Origin of the sequence: Sphingomonas gilva (assembly GCF_003515075.1) — a bacterium.
Lineage (GTDB): Bacteria > Pseudomonadota > Alphaproteobacteria > Sphingomonadales > Sphingomonadaceae > Sphingomonas > Sphingomonas gilva.
The window spans coordinates 95074-113215 of the sequence record NZ_QWLV01000009.1 but is presented as its reverse complement, the minus strand read 5'-3'; the positions used below and the strand labels follow the sequence as shown (position 1 = coordinate 113215).

At 66.0% G+C, this 18142-nt stretch carries 27 protein-coding genes and 1 other RNA gene; 13 read left to right on the top strand and 15 right to left on the bottom strand.

Annotated elements, in window-relative coordinates; translation table 11 throughout:
* Positions 1 to 6 precede the first annotated feature (6 nt).
* Positions 7 to 1686, bottom strand: coding sequence for an energy-dependent translational throttle protein EttA (ettA, locus tag D1610_RS15580; RefSeq protein WP_118865116.1), 1680 nt, complete (start codon positions 1684 to 1686; stop codon positions 7 to 9).
* A 237-nt stretch (positions 1687 to 1923) separates the two neighbouring features.
* Between ettA and D1610_RS15575 the strand changes: the two genes are divergently transcribed.
* Positions 1924 to 2190, top strand: coding sequence for a hypothetical protein (locus D1610_RS15575; protein ID WP_118865115.1), 267 nt, complete (start codon positions 1924 to 1926; stop codon positions 2188 to 2190).
* Between the two features lie 163 nt (positions 2191 to 2353).
* On the opposite strand, the gene D1610_RS15570 is transcribed toward D1610_RS15575, so the two are convergent.
* Complete coding sequence (locus D1610_RS15570; RefSeq protein WP_118865114.1) at positions 2354 to 2977, bottom strand: superoxide dismutase; 624 nt, start codon at positions 2975 to 2977, stop codon at positions 2354 to 2356.
* A 106-nt stretch (positions 2978 to 3083) separates the two neighbouring features.
* The gene (pspF, locus tag D1610_RS15565; protein WP_118865113.1) at positions 3084 to 4091 is read right to left on the bottom strand and encodes a phage shock protein operon transcriptional activator; all 1008 of its coding nucleotides are present in this window, start codon (positions 4089 to 4091) and stop codon (positions 3084 to 3086) included.
* Positions 4092 to 4254: 163 nt separating this feature from the next.
* On the opposite strand from pspF, the gene D1610_RS17190 reads away from it, so the two are divergent.
* The 10 genes from D1610_RS17190 to D1610_RS15520 all read left to right on the top strand — a co-directional run bounded on the left by D1610_RS17190 (position 4255) and on the right by D1610_RS15520 (position 7842).
* Positions 4255 to 4404, top strand: coding sequence for a hypothetical protein (locus D1610_RS17190; protein ID WP_182466869.1), 150 nt, complete (start codon positions 4255 to 4257; stop codon positions 4402 to 4404).
* 70 nt (positions 4405 to 4474) lie between these two features.
* Complete coding sequence (pspA, locus tag D1610_RS15560; protein ID WP_118865112.1) at positions 4475 to 5143, top strand: phage shock protein PspA; 669 nt, start codon at positions 4475 to 4477, stop codon at positions 5141 to 5143.
* Between the two features lie 4 nt (positions 5144 to 5147).
* On the top strand, positions 5148 to 5414 hold the full coding sequence (gene pspB / locus D1610_RS15555; protein WP_118865111.1) for an envelope stress response membrane protein PspB: 267 nt from the start codon (positions 5148 to 5150) through the stop codon (positions 5412 to 5414).
* A gap of 1 nt (position 5415) precedes the next feature.
* On the top strand, positions 5416 to 5796 hold the full coding sequence (gene pspC, locus D1610_RS15550; protein ID WP_118865110.1) for an envelope stress response membrane protein PspC: 381 nt from the start codon (positions 5416 to 5418) through the stop codon (positions 5794 to 5796).
* Between the two features lie 26 nt (positions 5797 to 5822).
* A complete protein-coding gene (locus tag D1610_RS15545) occupies positions 5823 to 6110 on the top strand; it encodes a hypothetical protein (RefSeq protein ID WP_118865109.1) in 288 nt (95 codons plus the stop codon).
* Positions 6111 to 6135: 25 nt separating this feature from the next.
* A complete protein-coding gene (locus tag D1610_RS15540) occupies positions 6136 to 6447 on the top strand; it encodes a hypothetical protein (protein ID WP_118865108.1) in 312 nt (103 codons plus the stop codon).
* Between the two features lie 87 nt (positions 6448 to 6534).
* Entirely contained in the window at positions 6535 to 6732 is a 198-nt protein-coding gene (locus tag D1610_RS15535) for a hypothetical protein (protein ID WP_245942322.1), read from the top strand.
* Between the two features lie 30 nt (positions 6733 to 6762).
* Entirely contained in the window at positions 6763 to 7032 is a 270-nt protein-coding gene (locus tag D1610_RS15530; RefSeq protein ID WP_118865106.1) for a hypothetical protein, read from the top strand.
* A gap of 16 nt (positions 7033 to 7048) precedes the next feature.
* Positions 7049 to 7294 carry a hypothetical protein gene (locus D1610_RS15525; RefSeq protein ID WP_118865105.1) on the top strand — a complete coding sequence of 82 codons (246 nt, stop codon included), beginning with the start codon at positions 7049 to 7051 and terminating at the stop codon, positions 7292 to 7294.
* A gap of 128 nt (positions 7295 to 7422) precedes the next feature.
* Complete coding sequence (locus tag D1610_RS15520) at positions 7423 to 7842, top strand: SufE family protein (protein ID WP_118865104.1); 420 nt, start codon at positions 7423 to 7425, stop codon at positions 7840 to 7842.
* Positions 7843 to 7996: 154 nt separating this feature from the next.
* On the opposite strand, the gene D1610_RS15515 is transcribed toward D1610_RS15520, so the two are convergent.
* The gene (locus D1610_RS15515) at positions 7997 to 8590 is read right to left on the bottom strand and encodes an alpha/beta hydrolase (protein WP_118865103.1); all 594 of its coding nucleotides are present in this window, start codon (positions 8588 to 8590) and stop codon (positions 7997 to 7999) included.
* 260 nt (positions 8591 to 8850) lie between these two features.
* On the opposite strand from D1610_RS15515, the gene D1610_RS17185 reads away from it, so the two are divergent.
* Positions 8851 to 9024, top strand: coding sequence for a hypothetical protein (locus D1610_RS17185; protein WP_182466867.1), 174 nt, complete (start codon positions 8851 to 8853; stop codon positions 9022 to 9024).
* On the top strand, positions 9021 to 9281 hold the full coding sequence (locus tag D1610_RS15510) for a hypothetical protein (protein WP_118865102.1): 261 nt from the start codon (positions 9021 to 9023) through the stop codon (positions 9279 to 9281). Before D1610_RS17185 ends, D1610_RS15510 begins: the two co-directional genes overlap by 4 nt.
* Before the next feature lie 31 nt (positions 9282 to 9312).
* On the opposite strand, the gene D1610_RS15505 is transcribed toward D1610_RS15510, so the two are convergent.
* The 11 genes from D1610_RS15505 to D1610_RS15455 form a co-directional block, all read right to left on the bottom strand.
* On the bottom strand, positions 9313 to 9630 hold the full coding sequence (locus D1610_RS15505) for a (2Fe-2S) ferredoxin domain-containing protein (protein WP_182466866.1): 318 nt from the start codon (positions 9628 to 9630) through the stop codon (positions 9313 to 9315).
* Positions 9627 to 10163, bottom strand: a complete 537-nt coding sequence (locus tag D1610_RS15500) for a J domain-containing protein (RefSeq protein WP_118865101.1) — start codon at positions 10161 to 10163, stop codon at positions 9627 to 9629. The genes D1610_RS15505 and D1610_RS15500 overlap by 4 nt, the downstream gene beginning before the upstream one ends.
* Positions 10164 to 10239: 76 nt before the next feature.
* The gene (locus tag D1610_RS15495) at positions 10240 to 10848 is read right to left on the bottom strand and encodes a Yip1 family protein (protein ID WP_118865100.1); all 609 of its coding nucleotides are present in this window, start codon (positions 10846 to 10848) and stop codon (positions 10240 to 10242) included.
* A gap of 77 nt (positions 10849 to 10925) precedes the next feature.
* An RNA gene (gene rnpB / locus D1610_RS15490) (RNase P RNA component class A) lies at positions 10926 to 11288 on the bottom strand.
* A 131-nt stretch (positions 11289 to 11419) separates the two neighbouring features.
* Positions 11420 to 12094, bottom strand: a complete 675-nt coding sequence (locus D1610_RS15485) for an N-acetylmuramoyl-L-alanine amidase (protein WP_118865169.1) — start codon at positions 12092 to 12094, stop codon at positions 11420 to 11422.
* Between the two features lie 14 nt (positions 12095 to 12108).
* Positions 12109 to 13023: a DMT family transporter gene (locus D1610_RS15480; RefSeq protein WP_245942316.1), complete on the bottom strand. Its 915-nt coding sequence runs from the start codon at positions 13021 to 13023 to the stop codon at positions 12109 to 12111.
* Positions 13024 to 13041: 18 nt separating this feature from the next.
* The gene (locus D1610_RS15475; RefSeq protein ID WP_245942315.1) at positions 13042 to 13896 is read right to left on the bottom strand and encodes a CheR family methyltransferase; all 855 of its coding nucleotides are present in this window, start codon (positions 13894 to 13896) and stop codon (positions 13042 to 13044) included.
* Positions 13893 to 14960 carry a chemotaxis protein CheB gene (locus tag D1610_RS15470; RefSeq protein WP_245942313.1) on the bottom strand — a complete coding sequence of 356 codons (1068 nt, stop codon included), beginning with the start codon at positions 14958 to 14960 and terminating at the stop codon, positions 13893 to 13895. Before D1610_RS15470 ends, D1610_RS15475 begins: the two co-directional genes overlap by 4 nt.
* Before the next feature lie 4 nt (positions 14961 to 14964).
* On the bottom strand, positions 14965 to 15330 hold the full coding sequence (locus D1610_RS15465; protein ID WP_118865099.1) for a response regulator: 366 nt from the start codon (positions 15328 to 15330) through the stop codon (positions 14965 to 14967).
* Positions 15331 to 15392: 62 nt separating this feature from the next.
* Entirely contained in the window at positions 15393 to 15839 is a 447-nt protein-coding gene (locus D1610_RS15460; RefSeq protein WP_118865098.1) for a chemotaxis protein CheW, read from the bottom strand.
* Positions 15836 to 18139: a chemotaxis protein CheA gene (locus D1610_RS15455; protein WP_118865097.1), complete on the bottom strand. Its 2304-nt coding sequence runs from the start codon at positions 18137 to 18139 to the stop codon at positions 15836 to 15838. The genes D1610_RS15460 and D1610_RS15455 overlap by 4 nt, the downstream gene beginning before the upstream one ends.
* Positions 18140 to 18142: the final 3 nt, after the last annotated feature.

Genomic DNA, 18142 nt, shown 5'->3' with positions numbered 1-18142 from the left:
TCACCCTCACCGCGTCAGCTTCTTGTACGCCAGGCGCGTCGGGCGATCGGCGGCGTCGCCCATCCGCCTCCGCTTGTCTTCCTCGTAGCTTTCGAAATTGCCTTCGAACCATTCGACGTGGCTGTCGCCCTCGAAGGCGAGGATGTGCGTGCAGAGGCGATCGAGGAAGAAGCGGTCGTGGCTGATCACCACCGCGCAGCCGGCGAAGCTTTCCAGCGCCTCTTCGAGCGCACGCAGCGTCTCGACGTCGAGGTCGTTGGTCGGCTCGTCGAGCAGCAGGACGTTTCCGCCCTCCTTCAGCATCTTGGCGATGTGCACGCGGTTGCGCTCGCCGCCCGATAGCTGGCCGACCTTCTTCTGCTGGTCGGTGCCCTTGAAGTTGAACGCGCCGACATAGGCGCGCGTGCCCAGCTCCTGCTTGCCGAAGCGGAACACGTCGAGACCGTCGGACACCTCTTCCCAGACATTCTTGTTGGGATCGAGATCGTCGCGGCTCTGGTCGACATAGCCGAGCTTGACCGTGGTGCCGACGTCGATCGAGCCCGAATCGGGCTGCTCCTGGCCGGTGATCAGCTTGAACAGCGTCGATTTGCCCGCGCCGTTGGGGCCGATGACGCCGACGATGCCGCCCGGCGGCAGGTTGAAGTCGAGATCCTCGAACAGCAGCTTGTCGCCGTAAGCCTTGGTCAGGCCCTTGGCCTCGATCACCTTGCCGCCCAGCCGCTCGGGGATCTGGATCAGGATCTGCGCCTTGCCGACGGCGCGGTTCTCCTGGCTCTTGACCAGCTCGTCGAACGCCTTGATCCGCGCCTTGGACTTGGTCTGGCGCGCCTTGGGCGACTGGCGGATCCAGTCGAGCTCGTCTCGGATCGCCTTCTGCTTGCCGGCGTCCTCGCGCTCCTCCTGCTCCAGCCTTTTGGCCTTCTTCTCGAGATAGCCCGAATAGTTGGACTCGTAGGTGTAATAGCGCCCGCGATCGAGCTCGAGCACCCAATTGACCACATTGTCGAGGAAGTAGCGGTCGTGCGTGACGAGGATCACGTTGCCGGTATATTCCTTCAGATAATTCTCCAGCCACTGCACGCTTTCGGCATCCAGGTGGTTGGTCGGCTCGTCGAGCAGCAGGATATCGGGCTTTTCGAGCAGCAGCTTGCACAGCGCCACGCGGCGCTTCTCGCCGCCGGAGAGATTGGTAACCGGGCTGTCGCCGGGCGGGCAGCGCAGCGCCTCCATCGCGATCTCCAGCTGGTTGTCGAGCGTCCAGCCGTCGACCGCGTCGATCTTCTCCTGAAGGACGCCCATCTCCTCCATCAGCGCGTCGAAATCGGTGTCTTCTCCGGGATCGCCCATCTCGGCGGAAATCGCGTTGAAGCGGTCGACCAGATCGGCGACGGGACGGACGCCGTCCTTGACGTTTTCCATCACCGTCTTGTTCGGATCGAGCTGCGGTTCCTGCGGCAGATAACCGACGCGCACGCCCTCGGCCGCCCACGCCTCGCCCTGGAAGTCGGTGTCGTAACCCGCCATCACCTTCATCAGCGTCGACTTGCCGGCGCCGTTGGGGCCGATGATCGCGATCTTCGCGTCGGGCAGGAATTGCAGGTGGATGTTGTTGAGAACCGGCTTGTTCGCGCCGGGGAAGGTCTTGGTCAGACCCTTCATCACATAGCTGTATTGCACGGCCATCTGAGGCGGTACTCCATCGGAAAAGCTGTCGGGAAAACTGTCGCCGCGCCCCTAGCCGAGCGGGATCGCGGACGCAAATCGCCGGGCGATTCAGGCGATGGGGTGTGCCATCTTTTCGTCGCAAACCTTGCCCCCAGATGAATTTGCGATTGACGGGGTTGCGCTGCGCGGTAAATCACAGCGCTCGCGTCGGCATTCGGGCCGGTCCGCGAATATTGCTATATTGGAGCAACCGGAATGAAGAAGCTGACCTTTGTTCTCGCTGCCGCCGGCCTGATGACCCTGGCCGCGTGCAACCAGTCGCCCGAGGCGGAAGCCGTCGAGGCGAATGGCGAGATGGCCGCCGACAACCTCGAGGTGATGGCCGACAACATGGACATGATGGCCGACAACGCCACCACGGCCACGGGCGAGATGGCGCTCGAGAACGCCGCCGACAACCTCGAAGCGGCTGCCGACAATGTCGAGGCGACTGCCGACGCTGCTGCGGACAACATGAACTGAGATCGTCCTGGTCCTTCGGGGCCGGATGTCTGGTCGAAGGGGCGCTTCCCATGCGGGAAGCGCCCCTTTTCGTTGGAAGACCGAAGAGCTACCCCCGTCACCCAGGCCCCTTCGACAGGGTCCGGGGTGACGAGCTTGGTTGAGCCGTCTAGTTCCGGCGGATTCAGCCCTGATCGGCGCGTGAGATCCCCTGGCCGTCCAGGTTCTGCGCGACGAACTCCCAGTTGACGATGTTCTTGATCACCGCCTCCAGATAGTCCGGCCGGGCGTTGCGGTAATCGACATAATAGGCGTGCTCCCACACATCGAGCGTGAGCAGCGGCTTCATGCCGTCATAGACGACCGGCGTGTCCGCATCGTGCAGCGAGGTGACCTTGAGCTGGTCGCCGTCGAGCACCAGCCAGCCCCAGCCGCTGGCGAAATGGCCGACCGATTCCTCCTTCAGCTTGGTCAGCATCTGGTCGACGCCGCCGAAGCTCTCGGTGATCATGTCAGCCAGCTTGCCGCTGGGCTTCTGGTTCTCAGCGGGCGCAAGGCACTGCCAGAAGAAGCTGTGGTTCCAGATCTGCGCCGAGTTGTTGAACAGGCCCTTGTCGCCCTTGTCCCTCGCCGCCCTGATCACCTCGCTCAGGCTCGCGCCCTCCAGGCCCTTTTCGCCCAGCATTCCGTTGGTCTTGTCGACATAGGCCTTGTGGTGCTTGCCGTGATGATAGTCGAGCGTCTCGGAAGACATGTGCGGCTGCAGCGCATCCTTTGCGAAGGGGAGATCGGGGAGGACAAATGCCATGGGGTCGCTCCTATTGGCGTTGTGGATATGCGTGTCCCCTAACGCATAAGCCGCAGGTTGGTCGCGCAAGATTTGTTGCGCTGACGATTCTATTTGCTTGGAGCGTTCAGCCCAACGCGTGGCGTTTCATCGCGTGGCGCAACTGATCATAGCTGAGCCCGATCGCAGCCGCCGTGGCGCGCTGGTTGAACCGGTTGGTCTCCAGCGCATGGCTGAGCAGCTTGCGCTCATATTCCGCAACGCTGGTGCGGAAGTCGCTGGTCTCTGGTTGAAACTCGACCGCGACCAGCTGCGGCGCTTCTTCCTGCTGCTGGGGTACTGGCTGTGAAGACCGCGGGCTCCAGGGCGATTCGAAGGGATCGAACACGATCGTGCCGATGCAGCTCAGCGGATCGCGGCAGCGATAGACGGCGCGCTCGACGACATTGCGCAGTTCGCGGACATTGCCGGGCCAGTCATAGCTTTCCAGCAGCGTGATCGCGGGCTTGCTGAACCCCGGCCAGCTGTCCCAACCGAGTTCGGACGCCATGCGCCTGCCGAAATGATCGGCGAGCACCATCACATCCTCGCCGCGGGCGCGAAGCGGCGGCAGCGTCACGACCTCGAATGACAGCCGGTCGAGCAGGTCGGCGCGGAAGCGGCCCTGTTCGACGAGGCCGGGCAGATGCTCGTTGGTCGCGGCGACGATGCGCACATCGACCTGGATCGGGCGCGACGCCCCGATGCGAGTGATCTCGCCATATTCGATCGCGCGCAGCAGCCGATCCTGGGCTGGTTGCGACAGCGTCGCCAGCTCGTCCAGGAACAAGGTGCCGCCATCCGCTTCTTCGAAACGCCCCGCCCTGCCCTTGGCCGCACCGGTGAAAGAGCCAGCCTCATGGCCGAACAGCTCGGCCTCGATCAGCGTCTCGGGCAGGGCGGCGCAGTTCATCGTGATCAGCGGCTGGCCCCAGCGCGGCGACAGATGGTGCAGGCGCTCGGCGATCAGTTCCTTGCCGGTGCCGCGCTCGCCGATGACGAGCACCGGCCGATCCAGCGCCGCCGCCCGGCTGGCGCGCTCGACCGCGTCGAGAAAGGCGCTCGATTCGCCGATGAACTGAGTTTGCCGCTCCATTCCCAACTGTTGGCGTATTTCGCCAAGCCTTGGCAAGCCGCTTCGTTCATCGTGGAACAGGAAGCGCGGAATTTCGCCATTTTCGAATTTGGCACGCTTCATGCTGAGTACCAAGCGACCGCCTGACAACGGGGCGCGAAATACAAGGTTCAGGGAGACCACAATGTCGAAGTTCAACCAGAACGAGGTCCGCAGCACGGTCGCAGCCGCGCTCCTGACCATCGTCTTCAGCACGGTCTGCGTGCTCGGCGCGGTCGGACCGGCGCGCGCCGCACAGCAGGCACCCGTTTCCGTCGAAGGGCCCCTCGCCTGACGACAACCTCGCCGGGGCGGGAACCCCTTGCCCCGTCCCGGCCCCTTAGCTCACTACGGAGTATCACAAGATGGGTATCTTTTCCCGCACCCGCGACATCATCGCCGCCAACGTCACCGACCTGCTCGACAAGGCGGAGGATCCTTCGAAGATGATCCGCATGATCATCCTCGAGATGGAGGAGACGCTGGTCGAGGTCCGCGCTTCGGCCGCCCGGTCGATCGCCGACCAGAAGGAGATGCGGCGCCACATCGCCAAGCTCGAGAAGCTGCAGGACAGCTGGACCGAGAAGGCGGAACTTGCGCTGTCCAAGGATCGCGAGGACCTGGCCAAGGCCGCGCTGGTCGAAAAGCAGAAGGCGGCCGACATGGCCGACCAGCTGACAGCCGAGATCGCGGTGATCGACGATGCGCTGCGTTCCTACGAAGCCGACATCACCAAGCTGCAGAACAAGCTGGCCGAGGCGCGCACGCGGCAAAATTCGATCGTCACGCGCCTTGATGCGGCGCATAATCGCGCCCGTGTCCGCGAGGCCTATTCGGGCCACAAGGTCAATGACGCCTTCTCGCGCTTCGACCTGATGGAGCGCCGGGTGGACATGGCCGAGGGCCGCGCCGACGCGCTGGGCCTGGGCGCGCAGCCCAAGAGCCTGGAGGAGGAGATCGCCGAGCTCAAGTCGAGCGAGAAGGTCGAAGCCGAGCTCGCCGCGATGAAGGCCCGCGTGACCAAGGAAGGCTGAGCCGATGGACGATCTGATCCCCATCTTCGTCGTGGGCATGCTCTTCATCGGCCTGCCCTGGCTGATCTTCCACTACATCACCAAATGGAAGCAGGCAGCGACGCTGACCGGCGAGGACGAGAGGCTGCTCGACGAGCTGCACTACACCGCCCGCCGCCTCGAGGACCGGCTGATGACCATCGAACGGATCATCGCCGCCGACAATCCCGACTTCCGCCCGACCATGTCGTCGAGCGAGGATGTCGAACATGATTATTCCAGGAGGAACTGAGATGTCCGCCAGCCGCACCAAATATTATCTCGACAAGCAGAACGCCAAATGGCTGGGCGTCTGTTCGGGGATTGCCGACTATACCGGGGTCGACGTGCTCTGGGTCCGCATCGGCACCGTCGTCCTGACGCTGATGGGCGGCTTCCCCTGGACGCTGATCGCCTATCTGCTGGCCGGCTGGCTCGCCGATTCGAAGCCGCTGGCGATGTACGACACGCCGGAGGACACCAAGTTCTGGCAGGGCGTCCGCTCCAACCCGGCGCGCACCACCCGCGATGTCCGCTCCAAGTTCCGCGACATCGACCGCCGCATCGCGAACATTGAGATGCACTACACCAGCCGCAATTCGCGCCTGGCCAATGAGATCGACAGCCTTCGCTGAGGCGGGGCTGAACGGGGAGAAGACGAATGACGGGTGGACAGTTCATGGTTTTCGGGATCGTGGTGGTCTCGACCCTGGGATGGCTGATCTCGAGCTGGATCCGCGCCAGGCATGGCTATCCGATCGAGAATGAATGGCACGGCCATGCAACCAAGGCCGATCCGGCCGCCGACCGCAAGATCGCGCTGCTGGAGACCGAGAACGAGAAGCTGCACGGCCAGGTGAGCCGGCTGGAAGAGCGGATCGCGGTGCTCGAACGCATCGCCACCGATCCCGCCGAGCGCACCGCCCGCGAAATCGAGAAGCTGCGCTGAGCGCCGCGAGCAGGGAGGACACGAGATGTTTCCGTTCGAAAGCTTCGCCCCCGTCGCGGCGATCCTGGGCATCCTCGCCATCGGCGGCTGGGTGTTCACCACCTGGCTCCGGATGAAGCACGGCTATCCGCTGGACGGCGCCTGGGGCCAGGCGATCTATCCGCGCAAGAATGAGGAGATGGCCGAGCGCGTCCGTCTTCTCAGCCAGGAGAGTGCGCAGCTCCGCGCCGAGCTGGGCTCGATCAAGGATCGCCTCGCCAATGTCGAGCGCATCGTCACCGACGGCGCGCACGGGCTGACCAACGAGATCGAGCAGCTGCGCGGCCGCGCCAACTGAGGGGACAGGACGATGAACGGTTTCACGATATTCATGCTGGCCCTGGTCGTGGTCGGACTTCCCGTCACCCTGGGCATCGGCAGCGAGATGATGAAGCGCTGGCTGAAGCACAAGGAAGTGATGGCCCAGGCGCTCAACGCCCAGACCGCCGAGAAGGCCGCCCAATATGCGGCGCAGACCGAGCGGCTGGAGCAGCGGGTGCGCGTGCTGGAGCGGATCATCACCGATCGCGGCGGCGACCTCGCGCACGAAATCGAACGGCTGCGCGACGCGCCGCTGAACTGAGGAAACAGGGCTTATTCCAGGGAGGAAGACATGGGTCCGTTTGAAATGGTGGTCGGGATCGTGCTGATCGTCACGATCGGCAGCATCATCCGAGCCAAGCACGGCATCCGCCGCGACAGGCATGGCAACGAATACGGCCTGCACGATGAGCAGATCCGCGCGGAGAACCGCCAGCTGCGCGAAGAGCTGCGCGGCCTCAAGGAACGCATCGCGGTGCTCGAACGCCTGGCGACCGACGACACCAGCGCGCTCGACCGCGAGATCGAGAAACTGCGCGATCGCAACAGCGACCGCGTCTGAGACACGGAGACGATCGATGACCGATCCCTTCTTCTATCTGACGATGGCGACCGCCGGCCTTGCCGCCACCGCCATCGTCGCCTCGGCCGCACTGGTCGGCTGGCGTGGATGGCTGCAGCTGAAGGCGCAGGAACTGGCCGCGCACGCCAGCCCGGCCGAGCCCGGCTTGGCCGTTCCCAACGCCGGCGCGCGGATCGAGATCGCGGACCTGAAGGAACGCATCCGCAAGCTGGAAGCGATCGCCGCCGGGGTGGACCTGTAGAAAGCCGTCGCCCCTGCGAAGGCAGGGGCCGGGTTTGTGGCACACCGGCCACCGCCCTTGCCGATTGAGGCCCCTGCCTTCGCAGGGGCGACGGTTCACAAGCCGGCAATAGGCGGTATAGGCGCCGAATGAACCGCCTCGATGAGATACACGACGAATATGAGTTTCTGGACGCGGACGACCGCTACCGTCTGCTGATCGATCTGGGCAAGGCGCTGGAGCCGATGCCCGATCCTCTGAAGACCGATGCGACGCTGGTGCGCGGCTGCTCCGCCGCGGTGTGGGTCTATCCGACCGTGACCGATAACGGACGGCTTCATTTCCTGGCCGACAGCAACGCGGCGATCACCAAGGGGATCATCGCGCTGGTGCTGGAGACGGTGCAGGACCGCACGCCGGCGGAGATCGTCGCGACCGACATCGCCGCGGCGCTCGCCCCGTTCGACCTGCGGAACCAGCTCAGCTCCAACCGCACCCAGGGCATCCCCAACATGATCGCCCTGATCCGGGCGACGGCGGAGCGGTACGTGGCGACTGACCCAAAGTAACCGTCACCCCGGACCCTTCGACAAGCTCAGGACAGGCTTGCTGCGGGGTCCATCTCTCTAGATGCACATTCCGTGCTTGGGCACGATGGATGCCGGAACAAGCCTGTCCTGAGCCTGTCGAAGGGTCCGGCATGACGGTAACCTCGCAACGTTCCTACCGCAGGCGTTCCCGCGTTGTGCGGATGTCGCGCTTGACCACAGCCGCCGTGTAGCGCTCGATCATCCGCTGCGCCTGGCGCCACGGGCTGACCCTGGGCGCCGCCAGGCGGACGAGATCGCCACGGTCGGCCAGGCGACTGCCCCAATCGTTCGCGATCGTGCGGAGCCGGTCGCTGACGGGATCGCGATCGAGCAGGATCGATGGGAAGGGCAGCACCGAGCGCGGCGACGCGAATGTGCGCATATTGTCGGCGACCTCGCGCTCGTCTTCGCTGATCGGGTTGAACAGCAGCGCCCCGGCGACACGCTCGACATAGGATGACGGTGAGAGCCGAGCCCACCAGGCCGCGGCGAAGCAGCTTGCGCCTTCCGCGACCAGCAGGACCGGACGCGCCGCCCGCGCGACGGCATCATCGAGATGCGCGGCGGACGCATTGCGCTGATGCGCGTTCGCGGCTGCAAAGGGGACGTGTTCGTCGCCGGCCTCGGGCCAGCCCAGCATGGTGCGCCACGCCGGTCGATCGACGCGCCGATCGGCGATCGTCACCACCGAAAGGGGGCCGGGAACTGCAAGCGCCGTGGTCGCCATCTCCGTTCCTTTCGAGTCTTTCGTGAAGGGCGATCATATTCCTATCTTTGAACTAGGCAATCGGCTTTCGGCGAAACGGTTGATCTTCCGCCGCAAGGAGTCCTCGATTCGGCGTGGGCGCGCCTGTGACGCAGGGGAATGGATATCGTGTGCTGGCGCGCTGCACGAATAGCTGCTAGGAATGCGTATCGCTGGCATTCATCGTAAGCTTCAGCGACTGAGAGACCATTGTGCTCCCGCTTACAAACGGGATTGAAGCCATGGACCTCAACTATCTTCTGAGCCGGCACCAGCTTTCGTTACTGGCGGCGGACAATGCGGCTTCGCCGGAAGCGCGCATGGCGCACCGCGGATTGGCCAAAGGCTATGGGGATCGCGTTCGCGCCCTGCAGATCGCCATGGGCGCCACCAGCCGGCTGGCCACCGTCCGATGAGCTGGCGTCAATCCACCAGCGCCTGGCCCCAGGGCCCATCCGTCTCGCGTGCGATCAATGTCGATGCGGACGAAAAGGACGTGCGCGCCGCCTGCGCCCGCCAGTCGGCGACGATCAGCGCGATCGAGCCCCTGCTGCCCAGCGGCACGCGCGTCGTGCTGAACAATGCGGGCGCCGCCGCCAAAATGCGCAAGGCCTTCGGGTCCAAGCTCCTGACCGGCCCCGTCACGCGATTGCCCTGGGGCGGCGGCGGATGACCGGCCGGAACGACGAACCTCGGCTGGTCCGTTAGCGTCCGCTGGGTTTTGCACCGCTCAGTCCCAGCACTGCCGCGACCTCGCCCAGGTCTGCCCCGGCGCGCACCAGCCGCCACTGTCCGGGGTCGCGGCTGTCGATCACCGTAACCGCGCCCTTGGGGCAGACGCCCAGGCACTTGACCTCGACCACGCCGATGCGCGCCTTGCGGCCCTTGCCGCTCCCCACTTTCCTGAGCGCCTTGGCGAGCGGCATCTTGCCCTTGGGGCCGAAGCCGCCGCCCAGCCTTTTCGAGCATTTGCGGCAGACGAGCACGCTCGCCTCCCAGTTCGAGCTGGCGAACAGCTTCAAGTCGCCGCGCCGCCGCGACGTTCCTCTGCGGTGCGCAGCACGTCCCACGCCGCCTGGATCACGCCGAAGCGCGCCGCGGCCTCGGCGTCGTCTGGGCGGACATCAGGATGGTTGGCCTTGGCCAACCGGCGCCAGGCCGCCTTGATCTCGGCGAACTCTGCATCGGATTCGAGCTCCAACGCCTCGAGCGCGCGCATCTCGTCGCGCGAGCGCGTGCCGTCGCCCGCCCCTCCCCAGCCGTAGAATTTGGCGTCGCTATAGCCGGACGCCGCGCGTCGTTCCTCGGCCTCGCGCGCGGCCGCCTCCTCGGCGGTCAGGTTCTGGAAATAATCCCAGTTGCGATTGTACTCGGCGGCGTGCGCCTCGCAGAAATACCAGCGCTCGCGGCTGTTGGGCGATTTGGGCGCGGGGCAATCGCCCGGCTCGTCGCAGCCATGCCGATCGCACAGGCGCACGCTGACCGCCTCGCGCTCGGCGCCATAGCTGCGCCAGCGCGGGAAGCCCCAGTCATGCGAACGTGTCGGACGCGCCATGCCGCCCAGATAGGCGGATGCGCGCGAAAGGCAAAGGGCGCGCCGGCGGAAAAGCCGGACGCGCCCTTCGATTCGATCAATAGGTGGACATCGCCCCACCCATGGCGGCGCTGCCGAGCATGCCCGTCATCAACGCACCGACGACGACCGCGGTGATGATGAAGTAGAGGATGAGCCAGATGATCACCACCACCGCAGCGTACCCGCCCGATTTCGCTTCGGGCACGCGCACGGTGTGCGGCGCGCCGAGATAGATCAGGTAGATCGCATAGGCGAAACCGATCAGCGCGGCGATCGAGCCGAGGATCGGAATGATCGACAGGAAGCTGAACACCCAGACCGCGGTGCCGGCATAGACCAGCAGCTTGAGCGCCGAGAGATTGTCCTTCTGTCCATCGAAGCTGGGCGCGAGAGCCCCGGCGATGATCGACATGATGAAGATGATGGCGAGACCCAGAAGCCAGCTGACCACCGCCGATGCGACGACGAATGTCGTGCCCATCCCGACGGCGCCCATTGCTCCGCTCAACAGCAGCGCTCCGATGATGCCGCAGATCTGTGCGATGCCCGAAAGAATGGCGGCATAGGTCATCAGGCCGCCCGTCGTCGCCGGTTCGGCGCCGATGATCGGCCATTCGGTCTTGGGCGATGTCAGGATGTTCTTCGCGCGATTGACGATGCTCATGATATGCCACTCCCCCGGCTGTTGCGGACGCGGAGTGTGTCGCAGGCGAAACAATGTGTAAAGCCGCGATGGAATCAGGTGCCAGAGGGTCTGTAAGCCGGGTTCTGTCCACCGGCGTGAAGCCGGATAGGCGACCATTCCTCTAGGGCGGCGCTTGCGCGCCGTCTCAAGCAATCAACCCGGGCGACGAGCTGGAACGAAGCCCATGTGCCGCCCCTATTCGATCTTGCTCCCGGTGGGGTTTGCCGTGCCGCTGCCGTTGCCGGCCGCGCGGTGCGCTCTTACCGCACCCTTTCACCCTTGCCCCTTGCGAGGCGGTCTGCTCTCTGTGGCACTTTCCCTGGAGTCGCCTCCGCCGGGCGTTACCCGGCACCGTCGTTCCGCGGAGCCCGGACTTTCCTCGCGACGCTTGCGCGCCGCGCGGCCGCCCGACCCTCTGGCGCGGCTCAGGTAGGGCATTCTCGGGAATGACACAATATTGGCGCCCCGCGGAAGGCAGGGCCGCGGGTTCGTGGCACATCCGGCGCGCCGCTTGCCGACAGCGGCCCCTGCCTTCGCAGGGGCGACGGGCTCAACCGTCCCCCATGGGTTTGGGGAGCAGCAGCGCGAGCAGGATGCGGCGGCATTCGGCATCCACCTCGCCATCGACCATCTCGGGGCGGAAGCGGCGCTGAAAGGCCATGATCGCCGCCATCGGCTGACCGACGTCATAGCCGAAGCGTTCGAGCGCGAGGAGGAATCCGGCCTCGGTCCAGTTCGGATCGATCAGGTTCTGGGTTGGGCGGGGCAGCGCCAGCCGGAGCTTCGCCAGCCGCGCCCAAGGGAACAGTTCGCCCGGATCGCGCTTGCGCGCGGGCGCCACGTCCGAATGGCCGACGACATTGCCGCGCGTGATCTCGTATCTGTCCTTGATCGTCGCCACCAGCCGCACGACCGCGTCGATCTGTGCGTCGGGGAATGGGCGATAGCCGAATTCGTGGCCGGGATTGACGATCTCGATCCCGATGCTCGCGCTGTTGACCTCGGTCAGCCCGCGCCAATGCGATTTGCCGGCATGCCAGGCGCGCTTTTCCTCGGCGACCATGCGCAGCGTCCGGCCGTCTTCGTCGACCAGATAATGGGCGGACACCTTGGCCTCGGGATCGGTTAGGCGGGCGATCGCGCTCGGCGCATCGGCCATGCCGGTATAGTGGAGCACGATCATCGTGATCGGCAGCGTTCGCTCGTCCCAGTTGGGCGAAGGCATGTCGATGATCGTCGTCACCTCTTCTCCCCTCCGTCCAGGTTCGTGCGACTGGCGCTGCGCAGCGCGACGATGCTGACGCCCAGCATCGCAATCCCGCCGCCTGCCGCCATCAGCCACGTCACCGGCGTGCCGAACCAGAATGCCGCGACCACCACCGACACCACCGGGGCGGCAAGCGTCAAGGGGGTGACGAGGTTGACCGGGTGGCGCTGCAGCAGCCACGACATCGCCCCCTGTCCCGCGACGGTCGACCCGATGGCGGAGAACGCCACCCAGGCGAGGGCCGCGAGCGGGATAGAGCCCAGATCGCGCATTGTCGCGGGCTCCCAATGCAACGCTATCGGCAGCAGTCCGGCGGTGCCCCAGAAGCCGACCCAGGCGTAGATCGTGAGCACCGGCACGCCGCGCAGGGAGCGCTGGATCAGCGAGCAGCAGGCCCAGATGGCGGACGCAATCGCGGTGAGCGCGATGCCGGGAATCTCGTTGGCCGCAGCCGGGTCGAACACCAGCAGCACGACGCCGGCGAAGGACAGGAGAATGCCGGCGATGCGCGGCCAGCGAATGCGCTCGCGGAACACGATGACGGCGAGGATCAGCGAGAAGGGCACGCCGAGCTGGCCGGCGATGGCGAGCGCGCTGACATTGTCCGAGATCGCTAGGCTGAGATTGACCGCGACGTAGAAGGCGCAGCCCGAAAGCAGCCCGAGCGCGGTCAATGCCAGCATCTTGCCGCGGATGATCCTGAGCGCGGTGATGCACACCAAAAGCACGATCGCCTGGCGCAGCAGCGCCGCGGTCACCGGTGCGATCAGGTCGACTGCCATCTTCGCCGCGACGATGTTCAGCCCCCACAGCACGTTCATCGCCGTTGCGATGGCGAAGTCCTTGGTGGTCAGACCGCCGGGCGTGATGGATTGGGAGTCGCGCACATGCGTGCGATTGAGGTGCTAGGCGGCGAAAGTAAACCTCGCGTCCGCTTGCCGGCGATACAGCCCGCGAAAGCGCTGGCAGGGCGCGAACGCGTCGGACAGGCCGAGCACGGTCTCGCCCGCCCCGAGCACCAGCAGCCCGTCGGGCCGGATCGCGCGCGCCAGCCGGTCCAGCACCTTCTCGCGCACGGCCTGCGGAAAATAGAGCAGCACGTTGCGGCACATGACGATATCGAACAGGCCTGGAGGCATCGGTCCATCGACCAGATCGTGCTGACGGAATTTCACCGCCCGCGTGATCTCCTGCCGAATCCGCCATGTTTCGCCGGCCGGTTCGAACCACCGCATCAAAGTCCGAACCGGCAACCCGCGCTGCACCTCGAACTGGCTGAACTGCCCGCTTCGCGCGCGGGCCACGGTGGCGGCGGAGACGTCGCTCGCGAGCATGTCGGGCAGGCTGGCGCTGCGGAAATTGCCCCGATCGAGCAAAGTCATCGCCAGCGAATAGATTTCCTGGCCGGTCGAGCACCCCGCCGACCAGACGCGTACGCGCCGCAACGGCTCAGCCGTATCGAGCTGTTCGATCGCGGTGGCGACGCTTTCGATCACCAGCGCGTCGCGAAAGAACGAGGTTTCCTGATTGAGCAGCGCATCGACCACGCGGTCGGCCAGGCTTGCCGCGTTGGGACCGACCAGGGCCGCGACGAGCTGGTCGAAACCGTCGAGTCCGAGCTCACGCAGCAACGGCTTGAGCGCGGTGCCGATCCGCCACACGCGCGTCGGTTCGATCTGCTGGCCGGTGCGCGATTCGAGCAGCGATGTCAGCACCTGCGTGGCCGCCGGCGACAGCGAGGCGGTCATGCCGGCGTTCATCGCACGGCCCCCGCGATCAGCGCGCCGATCCGGTCTGGCGGCAGCACCGCGGTGGCATGGCCGGCGCGCGCGACCGCCCCCGGCATGCCCCATATCACCGAGCTCTCCGCATCCTGGACGAGGATTTGCGCGCCGGTTTCCGCCAGCGCCGCCGCGCCCATCGCGCCATCGCGCCCCATGCCGCTCAGCGTGATCGCCAGCGCCTGCGCGCCATAGACCTTGGCGAGCGACGCCAGCATCGGATCGGCCGAGGGCATGCAGCCGGAGGCAGCCCGCAGGCGCTGGAGGCGCAGTTGCACCTCGCCGTCCGCCGACTTCGCCACGGTCATGTGCGCGTCACCCGGCGCGACATAGACCCGCCCCGGAAGCACCGGCTGGCGATCGGTCGCAACCGTGCTCGGACGGCCGGCGAGCAGCGACAGCTGCGCCGCGAAATAGGGCATGAAGGAAGGCGGCAGATGCTGGGTCACCAATATCGGCGTCGTCAGATCGCGGGGCACCGCGCGGAGCAGCTGCGATAGCGCATGGATTCCGCCGGTCGACGCCGAGATGGCGATCACGTCGAACGGCTTCAGGCTTGTTTCCGGTTCGGCTTCCGGCGTAGCAGAGACCACATTCCCCGTATCGTTCGCCAGCCGTGCGATGCGATCGGCCAGTTGCGTCGAGAAGCCGGTGCCGAAGCTCCCCGGCGCAGGTTTGGCCAGCGTGTCCGCTGCACCGAGCGCCATCGCCTGGACCGCTGCGGCGCCGCCTTCTTCGCATGAGGCCGATACGACGATGATCCGCGCGCCCTCGGCCGCGGCGAGCAGGTCCGGAAGCGCGGAAAGCCCGTCGGTACCCGGCATGTCGATATCGAGCAGGATCAGATCGACCCGCTCGCGCGCCAGGAAGGATAGCGCGGCGGAGGCGTCGCACAGGCTGCCGACGATGGCGACGCCGGGACATTCGGCGCAGATTCGCGCGAACACCGCCCGTGCGACCGCCGAATCGTCGACGATCAGCACGCGGGTCTCGGGCAGAACTACGGATTCGGGTTCGACGGCGCGTGGGGACAGCATCGCCATGGCCTCAGGCCATGCCGACGATCTGCAGCTTGCTCTCCAGCGTTTCGCGGTCGAACGGCTTCATCACATATTCGTCGGCGCCCGCGTCGATCGCGGCGCGGATATGGCCAAGGCCGTTCTCGGTCGTGCAGAACACCACCTTCGGCGCCCCGCCACCTTCGGTCTGGCGCAGCGCGCGCAGGAAATCCATTCCGCTCATCACGGGCATGTTCCAGTCGAGCAGGATCACGTCGGGCGAATCCTGGCTGCATGCCTCAAGCGCCTCCTGCCCGTCGCCGGCTTCGCGCACGTCGAAGTCGAGCGTCTCGAGGATATGGCGCGCGACCTTCCGGATGACCTTCGAATCATCGACGACGAGGCAGGTTTTCATGGCAAGGGGCCCTGTATCTTCTTGTTGCGACGCCGGATTAGCCGACAAAAGTAACGCCGCCGTTAAGCGGCGAGCATTTCGGCGGCTTTTCCCGTGCCGGCGATCAGCGCGGCGGGATCGATGATCAGCACCGCCTCGCCACCCCGATCGATGACGCCGCGTGCGGCCTTTGACCAGCCGGCATCGAGATTGACGCCGTCGGGCAGACGCGAGGATGCGAAGGGCGCGACATCCTCCAGCCGATCGACCAGCACGGCATAAACATGCCCCGTAACCGTGACCACCACCGCGCGGCCTACGGCGAGCGCGGCATCGGGCTCACCCAGCGCGATCGCCGCGTCTATCACCGTCACGACCTTGCTGCGCAGCGCCGCCAGTCCACGGACGTGAGGCGGCGCGGCGGGCACCGGCACGACCGGCCCGAGATCGACCACCGAATCGACACAGTGCGACGGCATCGCGACGGCGCGTCCGGCAATCGCGGTGATCAGATACAGCTCCTCCCTCATGCGCGCCCTCCTTTCACGGACAGTTGCTCCAGCGCGGCGAACAGGCCGTCCCGATCGTAGCGATAGACGCTGCGATCGTCGGGTCCGCCCGGATCGGCATCGCGACGCAACGCGACCACCGGACCTTTCGCCCGTGTTTCGCCGAGCGAAACGACCGGCCCCTCGGCCTCGTCCGGCGAAGCGACCATCGTGACGCGGTAGCCCGCGCTTTCGATCAGCGGGCGCAGCATGCCCGCCATCCAGCCGTCGGCATCGGCAACCAGCGCGCAGGTCCGCTCGAGATACGACGCCTGGCCCTGTCGGGCGAACAGCCAGTACGGATCCAGTATCTCCACCGGATCGCCATCGATCAACGCAATTCCCAGGATGCCGCCATCGCGTTCGGACGGTGGTGCGAGCTCCGGCGCGATCTCGACGATGTCGAGCGCCTGGTCGATTGCGTAGGCGACGGTCGCGACTCCATCGTGCAGGCGAAGCACCGAAATCTCGTCCGTCATCGCGGCGCCGCCGGCCAACGGCACGACGCGCCCATCGAGTACGACGTGCGGCTTGCCACCGACGATACTGACCGCACCGTGACCAAGCGATTCGATTCGGTCGACCAGCGACAGCCCGATGCCGCGCCGGATGCCGTCGGTGCCCCGAAACAACAGTATCGATCTGCGGTCCGCCGCGGCCTCGATTTCGCCATTGTCCTGATCCGGTCGCGCAGTCCGATCGAAGCGCAGGCCGGCGACGCGCGCTATGCCGGAGATGTCGAGCACCAGCATCGGCATTCCGCTGTCCGGCAGAGTCTCCCCGGCATAGCGTCCGGTCGCCATCACAAGGGGGGCCGCCGGCTTGATGACGAGTTCCTCATGGTCGCCGATGGCGTCGGCGGCGAGCGCGAAGCTGCCTTCGCTCGCCGAAACCACCGCGATGATTCCGCTCCCCTCTGCGGGCAGGGCAAGGATGTCGCCCAGCTGGACCAGCGGCATCGCGCGATCGCGCAAGCGCACGACGCTGGCGCTGCCCACTTGATCGCGGTGGAGCATCGGATTGTCCGCCGCGACGATCTCCTCGATCGCGGTGCGCGGGATCGCGAAGCGCTGGCCGCCCACGCATACCGAGATCGCCGAGATGATCGAAAGCGTCAGTGGCACGCGGATGACCACGCTCAATCCCTGCCCCGCCTCGCTGTCGAGCGCGACCACCCCCCCGATGCGTTCGACATTGGCGCGGACCACGTCCATGCCGACGCCGCGGCCCGAAACCTGCGTGACGGCCGCAGCGGTCGAAACGCCAGGACGGAAGATCAGCTCGCGCTTGGCCGCCTCGCTCATCCGAGCGAATTCGGCGGCAGTGAGCGTGCCCTGATCGATCAGCTTGCGGCCGAGCTTTTCGGTATCGATCCCACGGCCGTCGTCGGAGACGATGATCTCGATCTGATTTCCCGCCTGGCGCGCGCAGACGCGGATGCGGCCATTCTCGCGCTTGCCCAGGCGGGTGCGTTCCGCCGGTGATTCGATGCCATGATCGATCGCATTGCGCATGATATGCGCCAGCGGGTCGCGGATCATCTCGATCATCTCGCGATCGAGCTCGACATCGCCGCCCTCGACCACCAGCGTCACGGCCTTGCCCAGCTCGGCCGCGGTATCGCGCGCCATGCGCGGCAGCGCGGAGAACAGCGATTCGATGCGCTGCATGCGCGTTCGCGTGACCGTATCACGCAGGTCGGCGACGGTGGTCGAAAGGCGATCGAGCGCCGCTTCGATCTCAGGCGCGGCGCCCGCGTCGCGAATGCGCCGGGCCAGCTCGTTGCGGACGAGGACGAGGTCCGACATGCCGCCCATCATCCGGTCGAGCAGTTCGACGCCCAGTCTGACGCTGCGCGCGGGAAGCTTGCCGCGATCATTGGCCGGGCCGGCGGACTCGGCGGCGACGATCGCGGGGGCGCCGTCGATCGCGCGAATCAGGTTCTCGTCGTCCGAATCGTCGAGCGAGCGGCCCTGGTCGATCGCTTCGGTCAGTTCGCCGATGCGATCGACGATGGCGAGCACGGCATCGACGAAATGGCTGTCGGGCACGCGTTTCCCCTCGCGCACGGCCTGCAGGCCGTCCTCGGCGGCATGGCTCAGCCGGGCGAGGCGCGGCAGATCGAGAAAGCCGCAACTGCCCTTCACCGTGTGGACGAAGCGGAAGATCGCATCCAGCCGCGCCCGATCGGTAGGATTCGCCTCCCACGCGACGATCTCGCCCGAGAGCGCCTCAAGCGTCTCGCGCGTTTCCGCGATGAATTCCTGGATCAGATCGTCCATCCC

Excerpts from the sequence above, each read along its gene's own strand:
- ettA (WP_118865116.1), bottom strand. The coding sequence starts at position 1,686 with ATGGCCGTGCAATACAGCTATGTGATGAAGGGTCTGACCAAGACCTTC.
- D1610_RS15575 (WP_118865115.1), top strand. The coding sequence starts at position 1,924 with ATGAAGAAGCTGACCTTTGTTCTCGCTGCCGCCGGCCTGATGACCCTG.
- D1610_RS15570 (WP_118865114.1), bottom strand. The coding sequence starts at position 2,977 with ATGGCATTTGTCCTCCCCGATCTCCCCTTCGCAAAGGATGCGCTGCAG.
- pspF (WP_118865113.1), bottom strand. The coding sequence starts at position 4,091 with ATGGAGCGGCAAACTCAGTTCATCGGCGAATCGAGCGCCTTTCTCGAC.
- D1610_RS17190 (WP_182466869.1), top strand. The coding sequence starts at position 4,255 with ATGTCGAAGTTCAACCAGAACGAGGTCCGCAGCACGGTCGCAGCCGCG.
- pspA (WP_118865112.1), top strand. The coding sequence starts at position 4,475 with ATGGGTATCTTTTCCCGCACCCGCGACATCATCGCCGCCAACGTCACC.
- pspB (WP_118865111.1), top strand. The coding sequence starts at position 5,148 with ATGGACGATCTGATCCCCATCTTCGTCGTGGGCATGCTCTTCATCGGC.
- pspC (WP_118865110.1), top strand. The coding sequence starts at position 5,416 with ATGTCCGCCAGCCGCACCAAATATTATCTCGACAAGCAGAACGCCAAA.
- D1610_RS15545 (WP_118865109.1), top strand. The coding sequence starts at position 5,823 with ATGACGGGTGGACAGTTCATGGTTTTCGGGATCGTGGTGGTCTCGACC.
- D1610_RS15540 (WP_118865108.1), top strand. The coding sequence starts at position 6,136 with ATGTTTCCGTTCGAAAGCTTCGCCCCCGTCGCGGCGATCCTGGGCATC.
- D1610_RS15535 (WP_245942322.1), top strand. The coding sequence starts at position 6,535 with ATGATGAAGCGCTGGCTGAAGCACAAGGAAGTGATGGCCCAGGCGCTC.
- D1610_RS15530 (WP_118865106.1), top strand. The coding sequence starts at position 6,763 with ATGGGTCCGTTTGAAATGGTGGTCGGGATCGTGCTGATCGTCACGATC.
- D1610_RS15525 (WP_118865105.1), top strand. The coding sequence starts at position 7,049 with ATGACCGATCCCTTCTTCTATCTGACGATGGCGACCGCCGGCCTTGCC.
- D1610_RS15520 (WP_118865104.1), top strand. The coding sequence starts at position 7,423 with ATGAACCGCCTCGATGAGATACACGACGAATATGAGTTTCTGGACGCG.
- D1610_RS15515 (WP_118865103.1), bottom strand. The coding sequence starts at position 8,590 with ATGGCGACCACGGCGCTTGCAGTTCCCGGCCCCCTTTCGGTGGTGACG.
- D1610_RS17185 (WP_182466867.1), top strand. The coding sequence starts at position 8,851 with ATGGACCTCAACTATCTTCTGAGCCGGCACCAGCTTTCGTTACTGGCG.
- D1610_RS15510 (WP_118865102.1), top strand. The coding sequence starts at position 9,021 with ATGAGCTGGCGTCAATCCACCAGCGCCTGGCCCCAGGGCCCATCCGTC.
- D1610_RS15500 (WP_118865101.1), bottom strand. The coding sequence starts at position 10,163 with ATGGCGCGTCCGACACGTTCGCATGACTGGGGCTTCCCGCGCTGGCGC.
- D1610_RS15495 (WP_118865100.1), bottom strand. The coding sequence starts at position 10,848 with ATGAGCATCGTCAATCGCGCGAAGAACATCCTGACATCGCCCAAGACC.
- D1610_RS15485 (WP_118865169.1), bottom strand. The coding sequence starts at position 12,094 with ATGCCTTCGCCCAACTGGGACGAGCGAACGCTGCCGATCACGATGATC.
- D1610_RS15475 (WP_245942315.1), bottom strand. The coding sequence starts at position 13,896 with ATGAACGCCGGCATGACCGCCTCGCTGTCGCCGGCGGCCACGCAGGTG.
- D1610_RS15470 (WP_245942313.1), bottom strand. The coding sequence starts at position 14,960 with ATGGCGATGCTGTCCCCACGCGCCGTCGAACCCGAATCCGTAGTTCTG.
- D1610_RS15465 (WP_118865099.1), bottom strand. The coding sequence starts at position 15,330 with ATGAAAACCTGCCTCGTCGTCGATGATTCGAAGGTCATCCGGAAGGTC.
- D1610_RS15460 (WP_118865098.1), bottom strand. The coding sequence starts at position 15,839 with ATGAGGGAGGAGCTGTATCTGATCACCGCGATTGCCGGACGCGCCGTC.
- D1610_RS15455 (WP_118865097.1), bottom strand. The coding sequence starts at position 18,139 with ATGGACGATCTGATCCAGGAATTCATCGCGGAAACGCGCGAGACGCTT.